The sequence below is a fragment of the Mesorhizobium sp. M0437 genome, from assembly GCF_040321335.1.
Classification (GTDB): Bacteria; Pseudomonadota; Alphaproteobacteria; order Rhizobiales; family Rhizobiaceae; genus Mesorhizobium.
Map to the genome: position 1 here is coordinate 1 of NZ_JAMYRK010000140.1, position 4,684 is coordinate 4,684.

The following is a 4,684-nucleotide window of genomic DNA, read 5'->3' on the forward strand; positions in this document are numbered from 1 at the left end:
GGCCCCAAGGGCCGCAACGTCGTCATCGACAAGTCGTTCGGCGCACCGCGCATCACCAAGGACGGCGTCACCGTCGCCAAGGAAATCGAGCTTGAGGACAAGTTCGAGAACATGGGCGCGCAGATGGTCCGCGAAGTTGCTTCGAAGACCAACGACATCGCCGGCGACGGCACCACGACCGCGACCGTTCTCGCACAGTCGATCGTCCAGGAAGGCCACAAGGCGGTTGCCGCCGGCATGAACCCGATGGACCTCAAGCGCGGCATCGACCTCGCCGTCGCCGATGTCGTCGCGACGCTGATCAAGAACGCCAAGAAGATCAAGACCTCGGAAGAGGTTGCCCAGGTCGGCACCATCGCCGGCAATGGCGACGTGTCGGTCGGCTCGATGATCGCGGAAGCGATGCAGAAGGTCGGCAATGAGGGCGTCATCACCGTCGAGGAAGCCAAGACCGCCGAGACCGAGCTCGAAGTGGTCGAAGGCATGCAGTTCGACCGCGGCTATCTCTCGCCCTACTTCGTCACCAACGCCGAAAAGATGGTTGCGGATCTGGAAGACGCCTACATCCTTCTCCACGAGAAGAAGCTCTCCAACCTGCAGGCCATGCTGCCGATCCTCGAGGCTGTCGTGCAGACCTCGAAGCCGCTGGTCATCATCTCGGAAGACGTCGAGGGCGAGGCCCTGGCCACGCTGGTCGTCAACAAGCTGCGTGGCGGCCTGAAGATCGCTGCCGTCAAGGCGCCGGGCTTCGGTGATCGCCGTAAGGCCATGCTGGAAGACATCGCCATTCTCACCGGTGGCCAGGTCATCTCCGAAGACCTCGGCATCAAGCTCGAGAATGTCGGCCTCAACATGCTCGGCCGCGCCAAGAAGGTGTCGATCTCCAAGGAGAACACCACCATCGTCGACGGCGCCGGCAAGAAGGAAGAGATCCAGGGCCGCGTTGCCCAGATCAAGCAGCAGATCGAGGAGACCACCTCGGACTACGACAAGGAGAAGCTGCAGGAACGTCTCGCCAAGCTGGCGGGCGGCGTTGCCGTGATCCGCGTCGGCGGTGCGACGGAAGTGGAAGTCAAGGAAAAGAAGGACCGCGTCGATGATGCGCTGAACGCGACCCGCGCGGCCGTCGAAGAAGGCATCGTGCCCGGCGGCGGCGTCGCATTGCTGCGCGCTTCGCTGGCCATCACCGTCACCGGCGCCAACTCCGACCAGACGGCCGGCATCGCCATCGTGCGTCGCGCGCTGCAGGCTCCTGCCCGCCAGATCGCCTCGAACGCCGGTGCGGAAGCATCGATTGTTGCCGGCAAGATCCTTGACAACAAGGGCCCGACCTTCGGCTTCAACGCCCAGACCGGCGAATATGGCGACATGATCGCCATGGGTATCGTCGATCCGGTCAAGGTCGTGCGCACGGCTCTCCAGGATGCGGCTTCGGTCGCCGGCCTGCTGGTCACCACCGAAGCCATGATCGCGGAGGCTCCGAAAAAGGAGTCGACTGGCGGCATGCCTGGCGGCATGGGCGGCGGCGGCATGGGCGGTATGGATTTCTAATCCACGCATCTCAACAATCTCGGAAGGGCGGCAGCAATGCCGCCCTTTTCTTTGGCGCGGATCCGGTCGGAAAAGTTCGGCGCTCGCGAAATTTTGGACCGTTCTATATCGAAACAGTCCGAGGTTCTTGCCGCCCTCCCTCGCCAATGGAAGCCTCTTGCCCGGACATGCGGTAGTCACAGGTCCGAGCGATCGGCGAAGAGGACATAGAACGCTTCCGCGACTATCCCTCGCTCGGCCGGGGCAACTTTCGACGGACAGCGTTCAATGTTGCCTGCTACTATGTGGAGAGCGCCAAAGGCCGCGATTATCGTTGCATTTCCAGAAATATCCGCGTGCGAAGTTGCGCCGCATAATCAACTCTCGATCCAGGCTCTGTCCCGACGACCCAGCGTGAACGACATCGCGTGGCGTTTGCGCCCGCCGGCCAGCGATTCCAGCGAATTGAAGCGCTACGGCCGCATTGAAGCCTTTTTATATGACGCGCAGATTAAGCCGATGGCTGCAACGCTCCAGAACGAATCTCGATTGCCGAAATCAAGCCGCGACCTTCTTGCGGGTTCGCTTCGTCGGCGCCGGCGCTTCCGGCGCTTTCGGTTTGCGGCCGAGCCCCATTGTCTTGGCCAATGACGAGCGCGCCGCGGCGTAGTTCGGCGCGACCATGGGATAATCCGCCGGCAGGCCCCATTTGGCCCGATATCCATCCGGCGTCAGCCCATGGTGGGTCGACAGATGGCGCTTTAGCGATTTGAATTTCTTCCCGTCCTCAAGGGAGATGATGTAGTCCGGTGTCACCGACTTCCTGATCGGGACTGCAGGCTTAAGGACCCCCGGCTCTTCTGCGGAGACGCTTCCGGCCGTCCCTTTCAGTGCCGCGTGCACTTGAGCGATCAGGGCAGGGAGATCCCCCACCGGGATCGGATTGTTGGAGACATAGGCGGAGACGACATCGGCGGTGAGCTCGATGAGGTTGTCCATGTTATTGTCGGCTTCTTCTGTCATGAAACTCTCCAGGCGGCGTGAAACAAAGTCAGCGAAGCGTCGCTTCATAGTGGCGGTTGGCGCTGGAAGCAAATACAGCCCGGCAGGACTATCGCGATGCTCGTCGGCACCGAGGACCATAGCGCTGCATCCGCCGTCGTGCGCGTGTTGTTGCTCAGTGTCGGCTGCCTCTTGACTGGGGCGAAGCTTAGTTTTTGGCATCCCGATCCACTTCGTGTGAATTGCAAAACGCAAGCGCCGAAGATGTTTCGCGACGCCCATGAAGTGTCGACGTCGATATTCCGCGGCTCGCGAAGTCCCCGCATCATGGATATCATGGCCTTTTCTCTATCAGGCTTTCCGCTGTCGCGGGAAGGCCAACCAATCGCGATGCGATCCATCTCGGTTATTGCAAGTCCGTATCCATGCTGCTCGACAGTTGGCGACCGTGCCGCGGTGCTTGGCGCATATTCAGGCATGACGGCAGCCTGCTGCGACGCGCGTCTCGGTCGTAAGCTTTGGGTCGAACTTGTCAGTGATCTCGAAACCGGGCGGTTTCTGTTTCGCCATCCTTTCTTTGGGAATGTGAACGAGCAGTCCGCCTGAAACCGATGTGCAGCCGGACGGTCTTGAGCTTTTTGCAATTCATTCTTAACCTGGAGTTGAATTGCCCAGAAGGTGCTATCGCCTCGAGCGGGCACTTGCGGATGATGATCGGAATGTCGTCTTGGGGACGATGTTTCCATCCGCTTAGGTAGCTCGTCGAAAACAAAAGTTCCGATTACTTGGTTCCGGAGTCCGATATCGTGATGAAATACCCAGACGTTGAACCGGGTCTTAAAGACGAAGTCCCCTGGTCCGACAGCCTGACCGCCTACGACAAGGAGCACTTCACGACCTATCTGAGGTTCTTGGATGCATCCGCTGACAATGCGAGCTATGAGGAGATGGCGCAGGTCGTCCTCGGCATCGATCCGGTGCAAGAACCAGAGCGCGCCCGGAAAGCCGCGCGAAGCCATCTCGATCGGGCGAACTGGATCGTGACGACCGGTTACAGGGAATTGTTCGCCGGATGAGGGAGAACGGGCGGCAATACCCTGCTCTTGTCAGCGGCAGACGTGATCACATCGTCCGCCACAAGAGCGGTATGGCAGCCGGGGCTGCGGGGAACTCAGTTCAAATTGGAAGATCTCGGTTGGCTCGACCGCCGGATCGAGCGAGCTTCGGGTAAACGAGTTTCGGAGGCGACACGACAGGGTGCATGACACCCTCTTGGTCTGGCTCGCCGCTGTCGTAGGTCCGTTCAACGCACTCGCTGACGAAAGGATCGAGGGCGCAGACCACCAGGATGGCAAGGTGTCGCGCATGCCGATCCAGTTCTTCCTGCCCCGCTATCCCGACGTCTGCCTGGATACGACTTGAGTGGCCGGATCGTGAACTAGGTGGACGAAGGTTTCGACCTTGCCCTTCGCGCGATGGCGCGCCGTGGCCCAATGCCAGGCTGATGGCGCTTTACATCGCTCCGCGCGGTTTAGCTTAATCAAGCTGTTTGAAAGGAGCCGAACCCAACAAGCTCACGATGATCCGTATGCGCCGTGATGATAGATCAGCGCCGGGCCGGGCTCTCCGCTCACCACATGCCGGACGCTGCCGAGGATCAGCGCGTGACTGTGGCGAATAATCGTGTCCTCGACCGTACAGTCGACCGCGGCGAGCGCGCTGTCGAGTGCCAATGCGCCGCTTGTAAGGCTAGACCAGCGGGCGCCCTCGTAACGCGCCGCCCCCCTCAGGCCACCGCGTCCGGCGAAACGATCCGCAATCGCGATCTGGTCGGCGCGCAGTACGTTCACGCAGAAGTGCCGATGCCGGCTGATGGCGGCCCATGTCGACGAACTTAGGTTGATGCTGACGACCATCACCTCAGGTTCGACCGACAAGGAATGGGCGGTGGTAACGGTTGCGCCCGTCCGTTCGTCGCCGACACCCGCGGTGACGACGGACACGGCTCCGGCCAAATGTCGCATCGCAAATTTCAGGGGAACCCGGGTTTCATCCAAGGGAACGCGTTCGGTCAGTGTCATCTGGATAGCCTCATCGTGTTTGCAGCTTCACGACGCCTTGCGACGCAACGCCGTTTGGTATCCCAACCATT

Annotated in this window: 6 protein-coding genes; 4 read left to right on the forward strand and 2 right to left on the reverse strand. The window is 60.7% G+C overall.

Going from position 1 to position 4,684, the window contains the following annotated elements:
* Positions 1 to 1,551, forward strand: a 1,551-nt coding sequence (gene groL, locus NKI72_RS34000) for a chaperonin GroEL (protein WP_352852119.1), incomplete at its 5' end; no start/stop codon positions are given.
* 537 nt (positions 1,552 to 2,088) lie between these two features.
* Here the strand turns inward: groL and NKI72_RS34005 are convergent.
* Positions 2,089 to 2,553, reverse strand: a complete 465-nt coding sequence (locus NKI72_RS34005; RefSeq protein ID WP_352852121.1) for a Ros/MucR family transcriptional regulator — start codon at positions 2,551 to 2,553, stop codon at positions 2,089 to 2,091.
* 96 nt (positions 2,554 to 2,649) lie between these two features.
* Between NKI72_RS34005 and NKI72_RS34010 the strand changes: the two genes are divergently transcribed.
* The 3 genes from NKI72_RS34010 to NKI72_RS34020 all read left to right on the forward strand — a co-directional run bounded on the left by NKI72_RS34010 (position 2,650) and on the right by NKI72_RS34020 (position 3,954).
* Positions 2,650 to 3,138, forward strand: a complete 489-nt coding sequence (locus NKI72_RS34010) for a hypothetical protein (protein WP_352852123.1) — start codon at positions 2,650 to 2,652, stop codon at positions 3,136 to 3,138.
* 203 nt (positions 3,139 to 3,341) lie between these two features.
* Positions 3,342 to 3,608 carry a DNA -binding domain-containing protein gene (locus NKI72_RS34015; RefSeq protein ID WP_352508290.1) on the forward strand — a complete coding sequence of 89 codons (267 nt, stop codon included), beginning with the start codon at positions 3,342 to 3,344 and terminating at the stop codon, positions 3,606 to 3,608.
* A 181-nt stretch (positions 3,609 to 3,789) separates the two neighbouring features.
* Complete coding sequence (locus NKI72_RS34020; RefSeq protein WP_352785198.1) at positions 3,790 to 3,954, forward strand: hypothetical protein; 165 nt, start codon at positions 3,790 to 3,792, stop codon at positions 3,952 to 3,954.
* A 152-nt stretch (positions 3,955 to 4,106) separates the two neighbouring features.
* Here the strand turns inward: NKI72_RS34020 and NKI72_RS34025 are convergent, their stop codons facing one another.
* A complete protein-coding gene (locus NKI72_RS34025; protein WP_352508251.1) occupies positions 4,107 to 4,613 on the reverse strand; it encodes a flavin reductase family protein in 507 nt (168 codons plus the stop codon).
* Positions 4,614 to 4,684 lie beyond the last annotated feature (71 nt).